This window comes from Actinomycetospora sp. NBRC 106375 (assembly GCF_030269665.1).
In the GTDB taxonomy this organism is placed as follows: Bacteria; Actinomycetota; Actinomycetes; order Mycobacteriales; family Pseudonocardiaceae; genus Actinomycetospora.
The window spans coordinates 1-255 of sequence record NZ_BSTS01000098.1 but is presented as its reverse complement, the minus strand read 5'-3'; the positions used below and the strand labels follow the sequence as shown (position 1 = coordinate 255).

The following is a 255-nucleotide window of genomic DNA, read 5'->3' as shown; positions in this document are numbered from 1 at the left end:
GCGCGGGACCCCGCCTGGTAGTAGCCAAGCGATGGGGTGACGCAGGAGGGCAGCTCCGCCAGCTAGTGGTAGTGCTGGTGCAAGCGTGTAGGCCGGTGTACAGGCAAATCCGTACACCATGCAGGCTGAGACGTGACGCATAGCCGGTTGAGGCGAAGCAGAGTGATCCCATGCTGCCGAGAAAAGCCTCTAGCGAGTTCCTACGCGACCCGTACCCCAAACCAACACAGGTGGTCAGGTAGAGAATACCGAGGC

The 255-nt window shown here is 61.2% G+C and carries 1 rRNA gene; it reads left to right on the top strand.

Annotated elements, in window-relative coordinates:
- Positions 1-255 (top strand): 23S ribosomal RNA (locus tag QSK03_RS33035); the annotation flags it as partial.